The 20102-nt window shown below is 53.5% G+C and carries 13 protein-coding genes and 2 rRNA genes; 3 read left to right on the top strand and 12 right to left on the bottom strand.

Features of this window, described 5'->3' with window-relative positions; all coding sequences use genetic code 11:
- Positions 1–21: 21 nt before the first annotated feature.
- From LG300_RS05135 to LG300_RS05110, 6 genes are all read right to left on the bottom strand, one after another.
- Positions 22–2913: ribosomal RNA gene (locus LG300_RS05135) — 23S ribosomal RNA — on the bottom strand.
- A 305-nt stretch (positions 2914–3218) separates the two neighbouring features.
- A 16S ribosomal RNA gene (locus tag LG300_RS05130) occupies positions 3219–4751 on the bottom strand.
- The 16S and 23S rRNA genes sit together here, the layout of an rRNA operon.
- A gap of 528 nt (positions 4752–5279) precedes the next feature.
- Positions 5280–7085, bottom strand: a complete 1806-nt coding sequence (locus LG300_RS05125) for an acyl-CoA dehydrogenase C-terminal domain-containing protein (RefSeq protein ID WP_404377317.1) — start codon at positions 7083–7085, stop codon at positions 5280–5282.
- A 232-nt stretch (positions 7086–7317) separates the two neighbouring features.
- On the bottom strand, positions 7318–8085 hold the full coding sequence (locus tag LG300_RS05120) for an SDR family NAD(P)-dependent oxidoreductase (protein ID WP_404377316.1): 768 nt from the start codon (positions 8083–8085) through the stop codon (positions 7318–7320).
- 17 nt (positions 8086–8102) lie between these two features.
- Positions 8103–9773 carry an AMP-binding protein gene (locus LG300_RS05115; protein ID WP_404377314.1) on the bottom strand — a complete coding sequence of 557 codons (1671 nt, stop codon included), beginning with the start codon at positions 9771–9773 and terminating at the stop codon, positions 8103–8105.
- A gap of 194 nt (positions 9774–9967) precedes the next feature.
- Positions 9968–10531 (bottom strand): TetR/AcrR family transcriptional regulator, encoded by a 564-nt coding sequence (locus LG300_RS05110; RefSeq protein ID WP_404377313.1) that lies wholly within the window; start codon positions 10529–10531, stop codon positions 9968–9970.
- A 127-nt stretch (positions 10532–10658) separates the two neighbouring features.
- Here LG300_RS05110 and LG300_RS05105 point away from each other — a divergent pair, with 127 nt between their 5' ends.
- Positions 10659–11846 (top strand): acetyl-CoA C-acyltransferase, encoded by a 1188-nt coding sequence (locus LG300_RS05105; RefSeq protein WP_404377312.1) that lies wholly within the window; start codon positions 10659–10661, stop codon positions 11844–11846.
- Between the two features lie 37 nt (positions 11847–11883).
- On the opposite strand, the gene LG300_RS05100 is transcribed toward LG300_RS05105, so the two are convergent.
- On the bottom strand, positions 11884–13566 hold the full coding sequence (locus tag LG300_RS05100) for a methyl-accepting chemotaxis protein (protein WP_404377311.1): 1683 nt from the start codon (positions 13564–13566) through the stop codon (positions 11884–11886).
- A gap of 26 nt (positions 13567–13592) precedes the next feature.
- Positions 13593–14003, bottom strand: coding sequence for an arsenate reductase ArsC (locus LG300_RS05095; RefSeq protein WP_404377310.1), 411 nt, complete (start codon positions 14001–14003; stop codon positions 13593–13595).
- Positions 14004–14277: 274 nt separating this feature from the next.
- Between LG300_RS05095 and arsB the strand changes: the two genes are divergently transcribed.
- On the top strand, positions 14278–15342 hold the full coding sequence (gene arsB, locus LG300_RS05090) for an ACR3 family arsenite efflux transporter (protein WP_404377308.1): 1065 nt from the start codon (positions 14278–14280) through the stop codon (positions 15340–15342).
- A 34-nt stretch (positions 15343–15376) separates the two neighbouring features.
- Positions 15377–15715, top strand: a complete 339-nt coding sequence (locus LG300_RS05085) for a CC/Se motif family (seleno)protein (protein ID WP_404377306.1) — start codon at positions 15377–15379, stop codon at positions 15713–15715.
- Here the strand turns inward: LG300_RS05085 and arsJ are convergent.
- From arsJ to pstA, 4 genes are all read right to left on the bottom strand, one after another.
- Positions 15695–16861 carry an organoarsenical effux MFS transporter ArsJ gene (gene arsJ / locus LG300_RS05080; protein ID WP_404377990.1) on the bottom strand — a complete coding sequence of 389 codons (1167 nt, stop codon included), beginning with the start codon at positions 16859–16861 and terminating at the stop codon, positions 15695–15697. The genes LG300_RS05085 and arsJ overlap by 21 nt on opposite strands.
- A 49-nt stretch (positions 16862–16910) precedes the next feature.
- Positions 16911–17942, bottom strand: a complete 1032-nt coding sequence (locus tag LG300_RS05075) for an ArsJ-associated glyceraldehyde-3-phosphate dehydrogenase (protein ID WP_404377305.1) — start codon at positions 17940–17942, stop codon at positions 16911–16913.
- A gap of 128 nt (positions 17943–18070) precedes the next feature.
- Complete coding sequence (gene pstB / locus LG300_RS05070) at positions 18071–18910, bottom strand: phosphate ABC transporter ATP-binding protein PstB (RefSeq protein ID WP_404377304.1); 840 nt, start codon at positions 18908–18910, stop codon at positions 18071–18073.
- Positions 18911–18933: 23 nt separating this feature from the next.
- Positions 18934–20100: a phosphate ABC transporter permease PstA gene (pstA, locus tag LG300_RS05065; protein WP_404377303.1), complete on the bottom strand. Its 1167-nt coding sequence runs from the start codon at positions 20098–20100 to the stop codon at positions 18934–18936.
- Positions 20101–20102: the final 2 nt, after the last annotated feature.

Genomic DNA, 20102 nt, shown 5'->3' with positions numbered 1-20102 from the left:
ACCAGACCCCTTGGGTGTTATAGGGTCAAGCCTCACGGGCCATTAGTACACGTTAGCTCAACGCCTTGCAGCGCTTCCACACCGTGCCTATCAACCAGCTGGTCTCGCTGGGCCCTTTAGGAGGCTCAAGGCCTCGGGGATGTCTCATCTTGAAGGGGGCTTCCCGCTTAGATGCCTTCAGCGGTTATCCCGTCCGACCATAGCTACCCGGCAATGCCACTGGCGTGACAACCGGAACACCAGAGGGTCGTCCACTCCGGTCCTCTCGTACTAGGAGCAGCTCTTCTCAAACATCCAACGCCCACGGCAGATAGGGACCGAACTGTCTCACGACGTTCTAAACCCAGCTCGCGTACCACTTTAAATGGCGAACAGCCATACCCTTGGGACCGACTTCAGCCCCAGGATGTGATGAGCCGACATCGAGGTGCCAAACACCGCCGTCGATGTGAACTCTTGGGCGGTATCAGCCTGTTATCCCCGGAGTACCTTTTATCCGTTGAGCGATGGCCCTTCCATACAGAACCACCGGATCACTAGAACCTGCTTTCGCACCTGCTCGACGTGTCTGTCTCGCAGTCAAGCACCCTTATGCTCTTGCACTCATTGCACGATGTCCGACCGTGCTGAGGGTACCTTCGTGCTCCTCCGTTACGCTTTGGGAGGAGACCGCCCCAGTCAAACTACCCACCACACACTGTCCTCGATCCGGATCACGGACCTGAGTGAGAACGCCAATGATGCCAGGCTGGTATTTCAAGGTTGGCTCCACCCGAACTGGCGTCCGGGTTTCCAAGCCTCCCAGCTATCCTACACAGGCAACATCAGCGTCCAGTGTGAAGCTATAGTAAAGGTTCACGGGGTCTTTCCGTCTAGCCGCGGGTACACCGCATCTTCACGGCGATTTCAATTTCACTGAGTCTCGGGTGGAGACAGCGTGGCCATCATTACGCCATTCGTGCAGGTCGGAACTTACCCGACAAGGAATTTCGCTACCTTAGGACCGTTATAGTTACGGCCGCCGTTTACCGGGGCTTCGATCAAGAGCTTCGGCCGAGGCCTAACACCATCACTTAACCTTCCGGCACCGGGCAGGCGTCACACCCTATACGTCCGCTTGCGCGTTAGCAGAGTGCTGTGTTTTTACTAAACAGTTGCAGCCACCTGGTATCTTCGACCGGTTCGGGCTGAGGAAGCAAGTTCCCTTACCCTACGCCGGCGTGCCTTCTCCCGAAGTTACGGCACCATTTTGCCTAGTTCCTTCACCCGAGTTCTCTCAAGCGCCTTGGGATTCTCACCCTGACCACCTGTGTCGGTTTGGGGTACGGTCGCACATGATCTGAAGCTTAGAGGCTTTTCCTGGAAGCGTGGCATCAATGACTTCGACACCGGGGTGTCTTCGTCTCGTCTCTCGGCCTTGGCGTCCCGGATTTACCTAAGACACCAGCCTACTGACTTTCACCAGGACAACCAACGCCTGGCTCACCTAGCCTTCTCCGTCCCCCCATCGCAATCATGTCCGGTACGGGAATATTGACCCGTTTCCCATCGACTACGCCTTTCGGCCTCGCCTTAGGGGCCGACTCACTCTGCTCCGATTAGCGTCGAACAGAAACCCTTGGTCTTCCGGCGAGGGAGTTTTTCACTCCCTTTATCGTTACTCATGTCAGCATTCGCACTCGTGATACCTCCAGCATGCTTCTCAACACACCTTCATTGGCTTACACGACGCTCCTCTACCGCTCATCCAGAGGATGAACCCGTAGCTTCGGTACCTGGTTTAGCCCCGTTACATCTTCCGCGCAGGCCGACTCGACTAGTGAGCTATTACGCTTTCTTTAAAGGATGGCTGCTTCTAAGCCAACCTCCTAGCTGTCTGAGCCTTCCCACATCGTTTCCCACTTAACCAGGATTTGGGGACCTTAGCTGACGGTCTGGGTTGTTTCCCTTTTCACGACGGACGTTAGCACCCGCCGTGTGTCTCCCACGCTGGCACTCACCGGTATTCGGAGTTTGCCTCGGGTTGGTAAGTCGGGATGACCCCCTAGCCGAAACAGTGCTCTACCCCCGGTGGTGATACGTGAGGCGCTACCTAAATAGCTTTCGAGGAGAACCAGCTATCTCCGAGCTTGATTAGCCTTTCACTCCGATCCACAAGTCATCCAAATCTTTTTCAACAGATCCTGGTTCGGGCCTCCAGTTGATGTTACTCAACCTTCACCCTGCTCATGGATAGATCGCTCGGTTTCGGGTCTATATCCAGCGACTGTGTCGCCCAGTTAAGACTCGGTTTCCCTACGGCTCCCCTATACGGTTAACCTCGCCACTGAATATAAGTCGCTGACCCATTATACAAAAGGTACGCAGTCACGGAACAAAGTCCGCTCCTACTGCTTGTACGCACACGGTTTCAGGATCTATTTCACTCCCCTCTCCGGGGTTCTTTTCGCCTTTCCCTCACGGTACTGGTTCACTATCGGTCAGCCAGGAGTATTTAGCCTTGGAGGATGGTCCCCCCGTCTTCAGTCAAGGTTTCTCGTGCCCCGACCTACTCGATTTCACGTGATCAGATTTTCGGCTACGGGGCTATCACCCGCTATGGCCGTGCTTCCCAGCACGTTCGCCTAATCCGTCACACGCTTAAGGGCTGGTCCCCGTTCGCTCGCCGCTACTAGGGGAATCTCGGTTGATTTCTTTTCCTCAGGGTACTTAGATGTTTCAGTTCCCCTGGTTCGCCTCCTACGCCTATATATTCAGCGTAGGATACTCAGCTGGTGCTGAGTGGGTTTCCCCATTCAGAGATGTCCGGGTCACAGGTTGTTTGCCACCTCACCGAACCTTATCGCAGGCTACCACGTCTTTCATCGCCTCTGGCTGCCTAGGCATCCACCGTGTGCGCTTCATTGCTTGACCCTATAACCCGAAGGGGTCTGGATTTCGCAATGATAACGATTGCCGGATACGCTTGAGACGTATCACTTAACAATTTACGTAAGAACGTTCGAAAACGTTCTTGTCAGCATGATATACATTGTTAAAGAGCGACTGCTATAAGCAGTGATAAACGAATCGTATTGTCAACATCAAAAGAAAAAGAAAGGGCTTTAAAAAGTCTTTTCTCTTTTTTTAATATGAAGAAAACGCTTATCACTGCGTACCAACAGCATTCTGATCAGGTAATTCATTGTGAGCGCTTACCGCGAGGATGAGTCATCGATTAAGGAGGTGATCCAGCCGCAGGTTCCCCTACGGCTACCTTGTTACGACTTCACCCCAGTCATGAACCACACCGTGGTGATCGCCCTCTTGCGTTAGGCTAACCACTTCTGGTGCAGTCCACTCCCATGGTGTGACGGGCGGTGTGTACAAGGCCCGGGAACGTATTCACCGTAGCATTCTGATCTACGATTACTAGCGATTCCGACTTCACGGAGTCGAGTTGCAGACTCCGATCCGGACTGAGATCGGCTTTTCGGGATTGGCTGACTCTCGCGAGCTCGCAACCCTTTGTACCGACCATTGTAGCACGTGTGTAGCCCTACTCGTAAGGGCCATGATGACTTGACGTCGTCCCCACCTTCCTCCGGTTTGTCACCGGCAGTCTCCTTAGAGTTCCCGCCATTACGCGCTGGCAAATAAGGACAAGGGTTGCGCTCGTTACGGGACTTAACCCAACATTTCACAACACGAGCTGACGACAGCCATGCAGCACCTGTCTCTGCGTTCCCGAAGGCACTAAGGTATCTCTACCGAATTCGCAGGATGTCAAGAGTAGGTAAGGTTCTTCGCGTTGCATCGAATTAAACCACATGCTCCACCGCTTGTGCGGGCCCCCGTCAATTCATTTGAGTTTTAACCTTGCGGCCGTACTCCCCAGGCGGTCGACTTATCGCGTTAACTTCGCCACAAAGTGCGCTAGGCACCCAACGGCTGGTCGACATCGTTTACGGCGTGGACTACCAGGGTATCTAATCCTGTTTGCTACCCACGCTTTCGCACCTCAGTGTCAGTGTCAGTCCAGAAGGCCGCCTTCGCCACTGGTATTCCTCCCGATCTCTACGCATTTCACCGCTACACCGGGAATTCTACCTTCCTCTCCTGCACTCTAGCTTGACAGTTCCGGATGCCGTTCCCAGGTTGAGCCCGGGGCTTTCACAACCGGCTTATCAAGCCACCTACGCGCGCTTTACGCCCAGTAATTCCGATTAACGCTCGCACCCTCCGTATTACCGCGGCTGCTGGCACGGAGTTAGCCGGTGCTTCTTCTGCGAGTGATGTCTTTCCTAGCGGGTATTAACCGCTAGGCGTTCTTCCTCGCTGAAAGTGCTTTACAACCCGAGGGCCTTCTTCACACACGCGGCATGGCTGGATCAGGCTTGCGCCCATTGTCCAATATTCCCCACTGCTGCCTCCCGTAGGAGTTCGGGCCGTGTCTCAGTCCCGATGTGGCTGATCATCCTCTCAGACCAGCTACGGATCGTCGCCTTGGTGAGCCGTTACCTCACCAACTAGCTAATCCGACATAGGCTCATCCGATAGCGGGAGCCAAAGCCCCCTTTCTCCCGTAGGACGTATGCGGTATTAGCCTGGGTTTCCCCAGGTTATCCCCCACTATCGGGCAGATTCCTATGCATTACTCACCCGTCCGCCGCTCGTCAGCATCCAGCAAGCTGGATCTGTTACCGCTCGACTTGCATGTGTTAGGCCTGCCGCCAGCGTTCAATCTGAGCCATGATCAAACTCTTCAGTTTAAGATCTATGCGGTTCTTGCCTGTCGCCAAAGCGACAGAAGCGAACCAAACTTGGCTCAAGGGTCAAACGAATTCCTTCATTAGGCCGAAGCCTGTTTGACGAGTCGCTTGCCTTGATGTTTTGGTGATTTATCACCCTCATCGGCAAGCGCCCACATGAATTACCTGATCAAATTGTTAAAGAGCTGTGTCGCGAGGTGGGCTCGATGACCTGAACCGTGTTGCCTCAGCGAGGAAGGCGTATTCTACGCATTCCGTGGTGTTTGTCAACCGCTGTTTTTAGCGAGGGAAGCGAGCAATCTCATCTCTAACAAGACGGCGCTAACTTCCTGAAAAACCAGAGGTTTTTCACCTCTTTCACCGCTGGTGACGCTAGGCGTCCCCGGCAGCGGATGCGTACTTTACGGATTCGCGACCGGGTTGGCAAGAGGTTTTTGCAAAAAAAAGCGGCAGACAATGCCGAAGGCAAGTCTGCCGCAAACCACCGATCAGTACCCTGACCAGAGAGTGCTAGGTTAGCGCCTAGGTTTAAATCTCAAAACCTAGACCAAAATCTTCACTTGAAATGGCCATTAGGCTACCAGCGCCGGCTTGCATCATTGCCGCGTGCGCCTTGGTGCGTGGCAGCAAACGCTGGTAATAGAAGCGCGCAGTATTCAATTTTGCTTTATAAAAAGCGGTATCTTCACTATCTAGCGAGGCAGCGGCCTGCTTAGCAGCCCGAGCGAATAGGTAAGCGACGGCGACGTAACCCGAGTACATCAGGTAATCGACGCTGGCTGCACCCACCTCTTCACGATCCTGCATCGCTTTCATTCCAATGCCCATAGTGAGCTCGCCCCACTCGGCATTCAGCTTCGCCAGTGGCTCGATAAACTCTTTGAGTGCTGGGTTATCTGCTTCTGCTTTGCAGAACTTGTGAATCTCTTTGGTGAATGCTTTGAGCGATTCACCCTGACTCATCAGCACCTTGCGCCCCAACAGGTCAAGCGCTTGAATACCGGTCGTACCCTCATAGAGGCGCGTGATGCGCGAATCGCGCACCAGCTGCTCCATGCCCCACTCTTTAATGAAGCCGTGGCCGCCAAAAATCTGCACGCCTTCGTTGGTTGCTTCAAAACCCACCTCCGTCAGGAAAGCTTTCACAATGGGCGTTAGCAAACCTAGCAGAGTTTCTGCACGCTCCTTCTCTTCACCAGGCGCGCCATGCTCAACAATATCGAGCATCTGGGCGGTATACAGCACTAGCATACGACCGCCTTCGGCGAAGGCTTTTTGAGTAAGCAGCATACGACGCACATCAGGGTGTACGATGATAGGGTCAGCGACTTGATCAGGTGCCTGGGTACCGGATAGTGCTCGCATTTGTAAACGGTCACGCGCATAGCTCAAGGAGTTTTGGAAGCTGGCTTCCATTAAGCCTAGCCCCTGGATACCCACACCCAGGCGAGCAGCGTTCATCATGGTAAACATGCACGCCAGACCTCTATTCGGCGCGCCGACCAAGTAGCCGGTCGCCCCGTCGAAGTTCATGACGCAGGTCGCGTTACCATGAATGCCCATTTTGTGCTCAAGGGAGCCACAGCTGACACCGTTACGCTCACCGGGGTTGCCCTCGGCGTCTGGCAAAAACTTGGGCACGACAAACAGCGAAATACCTTTAGAGCCTTCGGGAGCATCCGGCAGTTTCGCCAGAACGAGATGCACAATGTTTTCTGCCAAATTGTGCTCGCCCGCAGAAATAAAGATTTTGGTGCCCGTGATGTGGTAAACATCACCTTCAGCGGGTACTGCACGGGTTTTGATCAGCCCAAGGTCGGTACCACAGTGCGGCTCAGTCAGACACATAGTGCCTGTCCATACGCCCTCTACCAGCTTGGTGAGGTAAGTAGCCTTCTGCTCCTCGGTGCCGTGGTGGCGAAGCGCATCCGCTGCCCCATGTGACAATCCAGGGTACATGCCCCATGCCAGGTTAGTAGAGCAAATCATCTCAGAGAGTAGCATTGCTAGCGAGTGCGGAAGCCCTTGACCACCCTGCTCGGGGTCGGCCGCCAAACTCGGCCAGCCACCTTCAACATACTGCTGATAGGCTTCTTTAAATCCTTTCGGCGCTTTTACCTCGCCACCCTCTAGCAAGCACCCCTCTTCGTCACCGCTTTGATTAAGTGGCAACAGTACCTCACGGGCAAAGCGAGCCCCCTCCTCCAAAATCGCGCTGACCACATCGGGAGATGCTTCCTCACCATTGGGCAAAGCTGCGTAGTGGCTTGGATAGTCAAACATTTCCTCCATCACGAAACGCATGTCACGCAGAGGGGCTTGATAGCTGGGCATGTCACTTCTCCTAAATAGGGGGCTGAAAGCCATTTGGAATCCAATACGACTTTCAAACACATGTTTGAAAACTAGCGCGCCCACCCAACTCAGTCAAGCAGTCGTTTGAATTAAACCACAAAAACGGCTACAACTTTGGTCGTGATCGCTATACTCCCTTGTTTTTTCATAATAAAAAAGCCTGCCTGAGAAACTCAGACAGGCTTTAAGCCGCTCTGTTTTTCAGCGTGGCTTATTGCATACGAATACCGCCATCCAAACGGATAACCTCACCATTGAGCATGGGGTTAGTAATAATTTGCTCAGCCAATAAGGCAAACTCTTCGGGTTTACCCAAGCGCTTCGGGAACGGTACCGCTGCCGCTAACGCCTGAGCTGCCTCATCGGGGATTTCGCTCATCATCGGTGTTTCAAAAACGCCTGGAGCAATCGCCATCACTCGGATGGCATGACGGGACAGCTCTCTGGCCGCAGGGAGGCTCATCCCCACCACCCCTGCTTTAGAGGCGCTATAAGCACACTGGCCAACTTGCCCATCAAATGCAGCAATAGAGGCTGTATTAATGATCACGCCTCGCTCGCCACTGTCGCTGGGCTGATTTTTGGCCATCGCAGCAGCAGCTAGCCGCATCACATTAAAAGTGCCTACCAGGTTGATATTAATAGTACGCGCATAGCTATCAAGATCAGCTGGCGCACCTTCCCGATCCACCAGCTTGGCAACACTCACTACCCCCGCACAGTGAACCACGCCCGAAAGCCCATGCTTGCCACCCATCGCGACCGCAGTATCAACCGCCTGCTGCATGTCGTCGGCAGAGGTGATATCAGCAATACAGGCTTTGGCCTGCTCGCCAAGTCGCTCTGCTAAACTCGCTACTCGGTCACTCATGTCGCATAGCACCACGTTGGCGCCAGCCGCAACCAGGCGCTCTGCTGTGGCAGCACCGAGTCCTGAAGCGGCACCGGTAATCAAAAACGTATGATCCTTCACCTGCATGGCACTGTTCCTATGAATTATGGGTTGTCGCGCACTTGCTCAGCAGCCTGGGCGCGTAGTTTGAAGCGCTGGATTTTGCCGCTAGGTGTTTTGGGTAGCTCATCAACAAACTCAATCACCCGAGGGAACGCATGGGTTGAGAGCCGCTCACGCACCTGTTGCCGAATCTCCTCCGCCAGCGCATCGCTCGGCTCGTAGCCGTCGCGCAGAACGATATAGGATTTAATGATCTCACCGCGTATTTCATCCGGCTGCCCTACCGCTGCAGATTCAGCAACCGCTGGGTGTGTCATCACACTATTTTCAACATCTGTAGGCCCAACGCGATAACCGGCAGTGGTAATAATGTCATCATCGCGACCCGCAAACTGAAACGAACCATCTTCATTACGAATGACCACATCGCCGGTCAGATAATAACCATTAACGAAGGGATCTTTCTCCTGCCAGGTATAACCCTGGAAAAAGTGTGCTGGCGAGTTTTTAATATCTACCGCTAACACGCCTGGCTCCCCAGGTGGGAGTTCATTGTACTCAGTATCTAAAATTGCTAGTCGGTAGCCTGGCATCGGCACTCCCATAGCACCAACGTGCTTAGGGTGCTCAAGAGAGTGGTGGTTATTACAGGTCATACCTGTCTCAGTTTGTCCGTAATGATCCATCACCGGACAACCCAGTGATTTTTCAACCCAAGTAACGACCTCCGTATTCAGCGGCTCGCCGGCAGAACTGGCTGCTCGCAGTGTTAACGTTTGGTAAGCGTCGTCAAATAAGCCGGAGGCTTTCATAAGCCGGTAGGCAGTAGGTGCCGCTGCAAAATTGGTAATACGATGACGCTTCATGAACGCCAGTGCACCTTCAGCACTGAAGCCCGCTTCACAAAAATGAGTTGTTACGCCCAAAAGCAGCGGTCCAGCAATGGCGTAATAGAGACCGTAGGCCCAGCCTGGATCAGCCATATTCCAGAAGCGATCGTCCTCCCGGAGGTCAACCGCCAGTTCCATATAGAGCGCAAATGCGGTCATACCCGATAGCGGAACCGCTACCCCTTTGGGCTTACCAACAGTCCCTGAGGTAAACATCTGTAGAAACGGCTTTTCTGGAGAAAGCCTAGGAGGCTTTTCGCTCATTGACGTATACGTCAACGCTGCCTGCCAGTCATAGTCATTAGCATGTTCACTCGTAGCGCCACCCACGGTTAACACTGGTGGGCACTGGCTTAAACCGTCAAACTTATAGCGGTTAGCATGATCTGTGATCACTAGCTTGGTATCTGCACGTCCCAACCGGTAATCCACCGCATCAGGGCCAAAAGCAGTAAATAGCGGTTGATATACGGCACCAATTCGCCACGTTGCTAACACGGCTACCAGCAGAGACGTAGAGCGCGGCAGCATACAAGCAATACGATCGCCTTCTCCCAACCCCTGGCTCTTAAACCAGCCCGCCAATTTCCCACTCTGGTCGTCAAGCTCAGCATACGTTAGGGTATGCGTTTGCCCCTGAGTGTCTTCATGCACGAGTGCCAGCACATCGCCACGCCCCTGGCGTACATGCCGGCCGCAGCAAGCTTCAAAAGCATTGAGAAAACCATCCTGATGGTCATCCAACTTTGCGACTACGCTATCAACGGAAAAACTTTCTAGGAAGGTTGAATACTGAGGTAATGAGGCTGATGTTGCTGTCATGACGGCTCTCTTATGTTGTTGGTCGTGAGCACTCGGACAAGCAGGATTCCACGTATTGTTGGCGCTATTCTCCGTTTACGTTAACGGAAGCCTGCCGATAGACCAACGCTAAAAGCATTTACTCAAGAGCGCAAGCCACAAGCGTAGTAAAGGGGTTAGACGTTGGTCGATTAAAGAGAGTTACCGCCAGCAGCTTAGCGCGACATAATCATCGCCACTAGCTCATCAGCGAGGTCATCTGGAGTACGTGGGCCATTGGGATCATACCAACGTACAGTCCAGTTCAACGCACCTAAAATAAAGCGGGATACCAAAAAACGATCTCCATGGATCAATCCTTCCGCCAAGGCATCATCAATCACCTCTACCCACATGGCTTCATAGGCATCGCGTAGATGACTCAGATGAGCGCTGGCCGCAGGATCGAGTCGGCGCCACTCAAAGAGCGCCACAACGTGAGCATTGCGGTCCGCAAACAGCGTTTCCAGATGAGCTCTTGCCATTGCATGCAAACGCGCTTCTGCATTATCTGGGCACGTTTGTAGTGCTGCTTTGGCGATATTTAGTGCATTTTGCGTACCCTCTTCAATCACGGCTGCCAAGATTTCCTGTTTATCTTTGAAGTGATGAAACAGGCTCCCAGACTTGATACCCATTTCCTGGGCCAACATACGTACCGTGGTGCGGTCAAAGCCCTCTTGGACGAATAGCTGAGCTGCTAAGCGCGTCAATTCCTTGCGGCGAGGAGATGCATTCATTACATTCATATTATTTACACTAGCGCTTGCTTGGTTAACTAGGAGAAAACCACAGCACCGCTAGCGGGTCAACGCATCGCGAATGCCTCAGCAAGATAATCACAATAAACCTATCAGGAGATAAGCAATGAGCAGCGCTACCGAGATCGTCTTTTTATCCGCCACCCGCACGCCTATGGGCGGCATGATGGGCAGCCTTTCCAGCATGAGCGCCCCTGAGCTGGCCGCCGTTGCCATTCGCGCGGCTATTGAGCGCGCGGGCATCGAAGCCGCGGCCATCGAAGAGGGCATTATGGGTTGTGTATTGCCCGCCGGAGTCAAGCAAGGCCCAGCTCGCCAGGCCATGCGTCAGGCTGGCATTCCCGATGCCAACGGGGCCACCACCATTAACAAGCTTTGCGGCTCTGGCATGAAAGCAACCATGCTGGCTCATGACTTGATCAAAGCTGGTACGGGAGAAGTTTTATTGGCGGGCGGTATGGAGTCTATGTCCAATGCGCCTCATGTACTCACCAAGGCACGTGGTGGCTATAGACTGGGGCATGGCGAGCTAAAAGACCACATGTTCCTAGATGGTCTTGAAGACGCCGAAACCGGAAAATTGATGGGCGTCTTTGCTCAAGATGTGGCTACTGAGCGCGGCTATACCCGTGAGCGGCTGGACGATTTCGCTATTGCCTCTCTAGAGCGCGCAATGGCGGCGACGAATAACGGCCATTTAGATGCTGAAATGGCCCCTGTAACGGTGACTACACGCCAAGGTGAAACCGTTGTCTCCCACGATGAACAGCCTTTCCAGGCAAAGCTGGATAAGATACGTCAGCTGCGTCCTGCATTTGCTAAAGATGGCACCATTACAGCCGCTAACTCTAGCTCCATCTCCGATGGTGCATCAGCGCTCATCTTAGCAAGCCACGAAGCCGCGCAGCGCCATGGTGTTAAACCACTGGCAAAAATGTTGGGCCACGCTACCCACTCACGCCACCCCAGCGAATTTACGATTGCCCCGGTCGGAGCGATTGAAAAGCTGATGAAAAAAATTGGCTGGGGGGTGAACGATGTGGATCTATTTGAGATTAATGAGGCCTTCGCCGTCGTCACGCTCATGGCCATGGATGACCTTGGTTTACCCCATGAAAAGGTAAATGTGTTTGGTGGCGCTTGCGCTCAAGGGCACCCCATTGGTTCCACTGGCTCGCGCATTATCGCTACGCTGATTCATGCGTTGCGTACTAAAGGCGGCAAACGTGGTATTGCAAGCCTGTGCATTGGCGGTGGCGAGGCCACCGCCGTAGCAGTTGAGCTAATCGATTAATCCACCAAACGACTTATCCTGTGTCGCGCTTTAGCGTTTAAGCTAGGGCGCGCATATCGCTCTGGTGGCCACTAATCTCAACGTTTGCCATAGCTTCCCAATCCAACTGCTTTAACGACTGGTTAGCCCACTCGGGTTCCTCAGTTTGAGTCGCCGAGGAGGTTTCAGCGATACGGAATTGGCCAGCGTACTCACGCATCTGCAGCGCTTCCTGGGTCAAGCCTTCTGCACTGTGCGCGGTTTGGTTAACAAGCTGCATTGCATCTTGAGTGGTGGCGTCAATTTGGGTCACAGCAATGTTGACCTCTTCAATACCGCGACGCTGCTCTTCCGATGCCTTGGCCATTTGCGCCATCAGGTGCTCCACCTGGGTCGCGGCCTGCATAATGGCGCGAGTATGCTCCCCTGCCTGCTGGGAGAGTTCACTTCCTCGCTCAACACTTTTCCGTGACGCCTCAATGCGTGCACGAATATCATGAGCAGCCTCGGCGCTACGTGTTGCTAGTGCACGCACCTCACTAGCCACCACCGCAAATCCGCGCCCATGTTCACCGGCACGGGCAGCCTCAACCGATGCATTCAGAGCCAGAATATTCGTTTGGAATGCAATGCTCTCGATCACGTTGATAATAGTTTGAATCTCTTCAGAGTGTTCATTGATCGACTGCATCGTAGCAATAAACTGAGCAATCACTTGATCACCCTGCTGCGCTTTATAGGCGACATCAGTAGTAGAACGGTTAACATGCGCTGCGCTTTCAGCATTCTGATTCACCGTGGCAGTCAACTGCTCAAGGCTCGCAGCCATTTGCTGAAGCGCCGACACTTGAGAGTCGGTTTGCCCCGCTAGCTGCTGGCTCTGTGTCGCCATGGCTTGGCTATCGCTATACACCTGTTGGCTACTGTTATTGAGGCGATTCACAGTCGTCGTCAACGAGCGCTGCATATGAGCCAACTCGCTAAACAGCATACCAATTTCATTGTTGGCATGCGCTTCTATTGGGGATGATAAATCGCCATTGGCGATACGCTTAAAGTGTTGAGTAATAACCCGTAGTGGCTGAAGCACATTACGGCGCACGCCCCAAACAACAAACGCAACAACCAATAGTGCTATTACAACAACGCTAAGCACCCCCAAAAAAAGCCATGACGAGACTCGCTGAAAGCGTTCAAGCAAGCCAGCACCACGAGCTAATGAGTAGCCGTAGAATGCCTCTGCGGTGTTAACAAATTGCTGACTACTACTATCTACACGGGATTCACCGGAGAGGAAGCCGCGCACATCTCGCTCCTCTAGCAACATCATTTGCAGGCTAAGGTTGTTACTGACTAACGATTGAAAATCACTGGCTAACTGGTCGACTAACTCAGGCCGCTCACCTTCAGGAAAACTCGCCTGAAAAGCATCAAACTGAGCCGTTGATGATTGCAATAACCGCTCGGCCTCTTCTAAGAGCGGTTCAGGGCGGTCAAAAGAGGGCGTGCGTATCAGCTCAGCAGCACGATTCATCTGCACTCTGGCACGCAGTAGCTGCGTATAAGCACCGTTCAACTCTCGTACTTGGGCCATATCCCTCTGCTGTAATGAGGTAAAGGCATCACGTCCAAAGTGATTTGCAAAAAGACCTAAGCCGCCAATCGTCAACACAAGGCAGGTGAAGGTCACTAATACCAGCGTCCAGCTTGCCTTAACACTCAGGTTATTGATCAATTTCATAGTGCGTCCCGTCAAAATGTGAATGATCAGTTTTTTTGCAGCGGCAGCCATAGCTGTAAGCGGTGGCGGATTTCGAATAGTGCTTGTTCATAGGCGTCTAACTTGCTCATCAGACGAGGGTCGCGAATGTCCCAGAAGAGAATCTCCACAGCGCTGCCCTTCCATTCACGACACGCCTGCTGGGCTTTGTCACATAGCACAATCACCACATCAAACTCTTCATTCTCAAACTGCTCTAACGACTTGCTATGCAACCCTTCTGTCGGCAGCTTTTGTTTGCGCAAGGCTTCCAAAGTCAACGCATGAGGTTCGTCGGGCTCCGCCCCCGCACTGAAAGATTCAAAGCGGTCACCCGCCATATGGCGAAGCAGCACTTCCCCCATGAGAGAACGTGCAGAGTTGGCATTGCAGAGAAATAGCACGCGACGCTTCGACATAAATAAACAACCTCTTATGTAATTTCATAGCGTCAAGATACACTTGGATAATGACGGCAATATTGCAGGTTGCGTGACTCGCTAGAAATATATGAAAAAACATATATCATAAGCATTATCGATTGCTGTGATTCTCCAAAGGGAACTATCGCACTGAAGCTAACGCGACTGATCCGCGAGCGCAGCGACCTGCAGTCGTACTCAGAACGCAAAGAGAGTACTGAAGAACTCTCCCAGCGTGTTAACCAGCGCGCCATCTAGCCAAGGAGTGACCATGCCCACCCAGGAAAACACCACGCCCAGTAGCGCCGACATGGGGCTCTTTGAGCGCTACCTCTCTATATGGGTCGCCGCTGCGATTATGGCAGGTATTACCCTCGGACAAGTGGCCCCGGCAGTGCCCGAAACGCTTTCACGCTTTGAGTACGCCCAAGTCTCGATCCCTATTGCCGTGCTCATTTGGGCAATGATCTTTCCTATGATGGCGCAAATTGATTTCAGCGCCATTGCCGGCGTCCGCCGCCAACCCAAAGGGCTAACCATCACCACCACGGTCAATTGGCTTATCAAGCCGTTCACTATGTTTGCCCTGGCGTGGCTATTTTTCATGGTTATTTTTAAGCCCTGGATGCCTACCGAGCTTGCCCATCAATACCTAGCGGGGGCAATTTTATTAGGCGCCGCACCCTGTACCGCCATGGTATTCGTATGGAGCTACCTCACCCGAGGCGATGCGGCCTACACCCTGGTACAAGTCGCGCTCAATGACTTAATTATGCTGTTTGCCTTTGCGCCAATTGTCGTTCTGCTACTGGGTATTTCCAATATTCAGGTTCCCTGGGATACGGTGCTGCTCTCGGTAGTGCTCTATATTGTCATTCCACTGCTGGCTGGCTATTTCACCCGCCGCGTGTTGATCACCAAACATGGTGCCGAGTGGTACGACAACGTGTTTATGAAGCGTATTGGCCCCGTCACGCCTATAGGCCTGATTATTACGTTAGTGCTGCTTTTCGCTTTTCAGGGTGATGTCATTCTGAATAACCCGCTGCATATCGTGCTTATTGCCGTACCGCTGATTCTGCAGACCTGTTTGATTTTCTTTATTGCCTACGGCTGGGCTAAAGCGTGGCACGTGCCTCACAACATTGCCGCGCCAGGTGCGATGATCGGTGCCAGTAACTTTTTTGAACTTGCCGTTGCCGCCGCCATTGCGCTGTTTGGTTTACAGTCGGGTGCCGCCCTGGCCACTGTTGTGGGCGTGCTGGTGGAAGTACCGCTGATGCTGGCGCTAGTGCGTATTGCGAACAGTACACGCCAGCACTTCCCTGCTACGTAACGCCACCCTATGACAACTATCATAATAACTATCTATGACAACTATCATTGAGATAGATCGTGCCGCCATAGCTTTTATAAAGCAGCATGGCGGCCACGTTACTGTTAGACGATCACCTCGCCACGGCTGTTGCGGAGGCGCCGCTTATATTGCCGTTGCCGAGGCGCAGACGCCTAACGATACAGCAGCCTTTCAGCGCCATGAGTATCAAAGCATTATCTTATGGATCGACCCTTTGCTCGCCTACCAAGGGCTACGCATTGGCATCGAGGGGTGGTGGAAGCTGCGCCATCTTTATATAGATGGCGCAGCATTATCGGGAGGAGCGGCAACGGGAGAAAAAGTGCCAGTATCAAGCCGTTTGTCGTGGTAGTGCCAGCGCCATCAAGGAGCTTGCCGCCACCAAGGCTGCAGCGACCCAAAGGCAGGCGCTCAAGCCATATGCCATATAGAGCCATCCGGAGAGCAACGTTCCCACCAAACGCCCCATGGCATTGGCCATATAGTAAAACCCAACGTCCATAGAGACGCCATCGGCCCGCGCATAGTGAACAATCAGATAACTGTGCCAGCTAGAGTTCACGGCAAACAGTACGCCAAACGCCAGCAGCCCCACCACCAGCCACCCCACCTGGGCAAGGGGGAGGAGCGCCAGCAGAATGGCCAGAATGACAAGCACTGCTGCCCAACCCGCGGTAAGCGCCCGAGCATCCCCCTTCACTAGCGCGGTGAGCTTTGGCGCTTGGGTTTGTACGCCGCCGTAGCCGATAATCCAGGCCGCCAATAGCCCGCCGACGGTCCAGTGACTCCAGCCGTGCTGGTCATACAGAAAGACCGGCAGCGCCACGACAAACCACACATCCCGCGAGGCAAACAGGCAAAAGCGCGCGGCAGAGAGCACGTTGATCGCGCGAGACTTGGAAAAAATCTCGGAGAACTTGGGTTTTACTTTCTGTTTGCCTAAATCCGCTTTTAAACGCCATAGCGATAACAGCAACACCGCGCACAGCATCACCGCCATGACGATGACCGCTCCGCGAAAGCCAATCAGCGTGAGCAGTACACCACCCACAAAAAAACCCAGCCCCTTCAGCGCATTTTTAGAGCCAGTCAGCATCGCCACCCAGCGGTACAGGGCACTATTGGCATTGGCGCTATCGGCAGGCACCAGCACCTTCACCGCGCTTTTAGCGCTCATTTTATTCAGGTCTTTGGCAATGCCCGACAGCGCCTGGGCGGCCATCACCCAAACAACGGTCAGCATGCCAGCCGGCACCATCAGCATGGCGAGCGCCACAATTTGCAGCCCAAGCCCCACGTTCATGGTGCGGTTCAAGCCCAGTCGCGCCCCTAGCCAGCCGCCCACCAAGTTCGTCACTACGCCAAACGCTTCGTAAAAGAGAAACAGCATGGCGATTTCCAGCGGCGAGTAGCCGAGCTGGTGGAAGTACATCACCACCAGCATTCGCAGCGCGCCATCGGTAATAGTAAACGCCCAGTAGTTACCGGTAATCAGCATGTACTGACGCACTTCAAATGGCAGTGCCCTTAACTTACCCAGCAGTGACTCAGCCACGGCTAACCGGCTCCCCTCCAACCATGCGGGCCAACTCGGCGGTACGGTTTGCATAGCCCCACTCATTGTCATACCAAGCGTAGAGCTTTAACTGGGTGCCGTTGACCACCATGGTGGAGAGCGCATCAATAATCGAACTGCGTGGATCGGTACGGTAATCAATCGATACCAGCGGGCGCTCTTCATAGCCAAGAATGCCTTTCAAGGGGCCACCGGCAGCGGCTTTAAGCGCTTGATTCACTTCTTCAACCGTCACTTCCCGCTCAAGCTCGAACACCATATCGGTGAGCGAAGCGTTGGCCAGCGGCACGCGAATCGCATGGCCGTTCAGCTTGCCTTCCAACTCAGGGAAAATAGCGGTAATGGCTTTCGCGGAGCCTGTAGTAGTGGGGATCAGGCTCATGCCACAGGCCCGCGCACGACGTAGGTCTTTATGCGGCGCATCGAGAATGGTTTGGGTGTTGGTAATATCATGCACGGTGGTCATGGAGCCGTGCCGTATACCGAAGTTTTCCAGAATAACCTTCACTACTGGGGCTAGGCAGTTAGTTGTACAGCTAGCCGCCGTCACAATGCGGTGCTTGGTTGGCTCATAGAGATGGTCATTCACCCCAACGACCACATTCAGCACGCCCTCCTCTTTCACCGGCGCACTCACCACTACGCGCCCGACGCCTTGATCCAGATAGGCCCGCAGCTTATCAGTACTTTTCATTTTGCCAGAGCACTCGATAACCACATCGCAGCCGGACCAGTCACTCTCTGCAATGGTTTTATGGGCGCTAAAGGCCACCTCATGACCATCAATGACAATAGCATCCTGACGAGCCGTCATACCCTGCCCTGGCGCCCATTGGCCGTGAACGGAATCAAACTCCAATAAATGGGCAAAGGTGGCTGCATCACCACCGGGGTCATTGATGCGCACCAGCGTCACCTCGCCTGCCGCTACCTGTGGCCAAAGGCTGCGCAGCGCTAAACGTCCAATACGGCCAAATCCGTTAATACCGATGCGAAGTGACATAGGTCGACCCTCTAAATGTGCAATAAAGCCAAAGCCTACCGCTTATATACGAAAAATCATATATTGGTAGATAAAAAAACGCTGCTTGAAGGCCCGCTACGGTAGCGGGCCCAAAAGCAGCGATCTATTTAGCCGTAACGGCCAGAAATATAGTCTTCGGTTTTCTTCTGTGCCGGGGTCGAGAACATCACTTTCGTGTCGTTGTACTCGATGATTTCCCCCAGGTGGAAGAACGCCGTGTAATCCGCCACGCGCGCCGCTTGCTGCATGTTGTGCGTTACGGTCACGATGGTGAACTTCTCTTTCAGCTTATCCATCAAGTCTTCGATAGTGGCCGTGGAGATGGGGTCAAGAGCTGAGGTGGGCTCGTCCATCAAGATCACATCGGGCTGCACTGCGATCGCCCGAGCGATACACAAACGCTGCTGCTGACCACCGGAGAGCGATGTACCTGGCTCCTGCAGCTTGTCTTTTACCTCGTTCCACAAGCCCGCATCACGCAGCGCCTTCTCAACTAGCTCGTCCTGATCGGCTTTACGGCTTACCAAGTCGTGCATACGCGGCGCGTAGGCGATATTTTCATAAATAGACTTGGGGAACGGGTTAGGCTTCTGGAACACCATCCCCACTCGACGACGAAGGGCTACTTCGTCCATTTTCGCCGCGTTCACATCCTGACCGTCCATTTCCACCAGGCCTTCGATATGCACACTGGGGATGAGGTCATTCATACGATTCAAGCAGCGTAGAAAGGTCGACTTACCGCACCCCGAAGGGCCAATCAGTGCGGTCACGTTCTTTTGGAATAGGTCGATATTTAAACCTTTCAGCGCCTGGGTTTTGCCATACCACAGGTTTAGGTCACGAACGCGGATGCTGAGATCGTGGCACGCCTGCTCGTTACGCGTATAAGGCTGACCCACATCCGGTGCATTCTGCTGATTCATTACGGGTGCTTGGCTATTCATAACATGTCCTCTTGGGCGCCGGCTTACCAGCGACGCTCGAATTTCTTACGCAGCACAACGGCAAAGGCGTTGAGCGAAATCAGCACAGTCAGCAGCACAAGAATGCCACCAGCGGTTTTTTCTACGAAAGCTTGTTCAGGCTCTCCTGCCCAGGTAAAGATCTGTGCGGGCATCACGGTTGCTGCCTGAGTGAAAGAGGCGCCTACATCAGGGATAAAGGCCACCATGCCCACTATAATCAACGGCGCGGTTTCGCCCATTGCCTGGGCCAGGCCAATGATAGAGCCTGTCATAATGCCGGGCATCGCAAGCGGCAATACATGGTCACGCACCACTTGCCAACGTGAGCAACCCACACCAAACGCCGCATGACGAATAGAGTCTGGCACGCTACGAAGTGCGGTACGGGTGGCAATGATAATCACGGGTAGCGTCATTAGTGCTAACGTCATACCACCTGCCAACGGTGACGAACGCGGCACGCCGAAGAAGTTGATGAAGATCGCCAGACCCAGCAAACCAAACAGAATCGATGGAATCGCTGCCAGGTTGTTGATGTTAATCTCAATGATCTGAGTAAAGCGATTATCCGGCGCAAACTCTTCCAAATAGATGGCCGTCATCACGCCAATGGGGAAAGAGATCAGCAGCGTCACGATCATGGTCATGACCGTGCCGACCACCGCCGACAAGATACCGGCATTCTCGGCGATTTTCGAATCTCCCGACCCGAAGAACGTTTTGTTAAAACGCAGATCTACTTGCCCTGCTGCAACGCGCTCATCAATTTCGGCCTTTTCTTCATCGCTCAGGCGGTTACGGTGCCCTTTCAGGTACTGGTCCACCTCACTGGTAGCCAGCATCCAACGCTGCTCAGAGGTACCTATCATTTCTGGGTTATTACGCAGCTGCAACGGAATAACGCGCACAACGGTGCGGCTAATCAGTGGCAGTAGCTCCTCATCAAAGGCCTTGCGGCCATCGCGGCTAGCTTCTTCAGTGTAGCGAACTTCGGTATTGATATAGGCCTGCTGAAAAGCGGGCAATCCTTTACTTAACATATCAGCAAAGAACAGCACTAAGAACAGGCCTGCTAAGCCCAGCGCGCCCATGGAAACCCATTTCAGGCGTGCCGACTTACGGTGACGCCGCTTTAGCTGCTGGCTGATCTCGTCAAAAGAGTGGCTCATCG

The sequence above is a fragment of the Vreelandella aquamarina genome (assembly GCF_044805175.1).
GTDB lineage: Bacteria > Pseudomonadota > Gammaproteobacteria > Pseudomonadales > Halomonadaceae > Vreelandella > Vreelandella aquamarina_B.
The sequence above is the reverse complement of the archived record's forward strand: the minus strand, read 5'-3'. Positions and strand labels throughout refer to the sequence as shown.

What these genes read in the sequence shown, in the direction of transcription:
- LG300_RS05095 (WP_404377310.1), bottom strand. Translation starts at nt 14,003, where the DNA reads ATGTCGAAGCGTCGCGTGCTATTTCTCTGCAATGCCAACTCTGCACGT.
- LG300_RS05120 (WP_404377316.1), bottom strand. Translation starts at nt 8,085, where the DNA reads ATGCAGGTGAAGGATCATACGTTTTTGATTACCGGTGCCGCTTCAGGA.
- LG300_RS05085 (WP_404377306.1), top strand. Translation starts at nt 15,377, where the DNA reads ATGACAACTATCATTGAGATAGATCGTGCCGCCATAGCTTTTATAAAG.
- LG300_RS05105 (WP_404377312.1), top strand. Translation starts at nt 10,659, where the DNA reads ATGAGCAGCGCTACCGAGATCGTCTTTTTATCCGCCACCCGCACGCCT.
- pstB (WP_404377304.1), bottom strand. Translation starts at nt 18,910, where the DNA reads ATGAATAGCCAAGCACCCGTAATGAATCAGCAGAATGCACCGGATGTG.
- LG300_RS05115 (WP_404377314.1), bottom strand. Translation starts at nt 9,773, where the DNA reads ATGACAGCAACATCAGCCTCATTACCTCAGTATTCAACCTTCCTAGAA.
- LG300_RS05110 (WP_404377313.1), bottom strand. Translation starts at nt 10,531, where the DNA reads ATGAATGCATCTCCTCGCCGCAAGGAATTGACGCGCTTAGCAGCTCAG.
- LG300_RS05075 (WP_404377305.1), bottom strand. Translation starts at nt 17,942, where the DNA reads ATGTCACTTCGCATCGGTATTAACGGATTTGGCCGTATTGGACGTTTA.
- arsJ (WP_404377990.1), bottom strand. Translation starts at nt 16,861, where the DNA reads ATGCTGATTACCGGTAACTACTGGGCGTTTACTATTACCGATGGCGCG.
- LG300_RS05125 (WP_404377317.1), bottom strand. Translation starts at nt 7,085, where the DNA reads ATGCCCAGCTATCAAGCCCCTCTGCGTGACATGCGTTTCGTGATGGAG.
- LG300_RS05100 (WP_404377311.1), bottom strand. Translation starts at nt 13,566, where the DNA reads ATGAAATTGATCAATAACCTGAGTGTTAAGGCAAGCTGGACGCTGGTA.
- arsB (WP_404377308.1), top strand. Translation starts at nt 14,278, where the DNA reads ATGCCCACCCAGGAAAACACCACGCCCAGTAGCGCCGACATGGGGCTC.
- pstA (WP_404377303.1), bottom strand. Translation starts at nt 20,100, where the DNA reads ATGAGCCACTCTTTTGACGAGATCAGCCAGCAGCTAAAGCGGCGTCAC.